The following is a 251-nucleotide window of genomic DNA, read 5'->3' as shown; positions in this document are numbered from 1 at the left end:
TTGCAATGTACTTCCCTCCCCCACTTTCTTTGTACTGAATATTTCGAATATTAGATGTATTAATCGACTAAATTTACAATCATAATGTGTATTCCTAAAAAATAAAAAGCCTGGTTGCCTCTTCGATTTTCATACATCACAACATGTGTGAAAATCCAAACTGCAACCAGACTATCATAGTAATTTTCATTACCTTAGACTCTTAGCTTTGCGACCTATCCTTTCGAATAGTGTGCCCATTTATTTTTTCT

General features: G+C 33.5%; 1 riboswitch.

Annotated features, from left to right (window positions below):
• Positions 1–158 precede the first annotated feature (158 nt).
• Positions 159–247, bottom strand: a riboswitch (cyclic di-GMP riboswitch).
• Between the last annotated feature and the right edge of the window lie 4 nt (positions 248–251).

The organism is Bacillus cereus group sp. BfR-BA-01524, assembly GCF_022662595.1.
In the GTDB taxonomy this organism is placed as follows: domain Bacteria; phylum Bacillota; class Bacilli; order Bacillales; family Bacillaceae_G; genus Bacillus_A; species Bacillus_A thuringiensis_S.
Note: the sequence above shows the minus strand (reverse complement) of the source record. Positions and strands in the feature narration are given on the sequence as shown.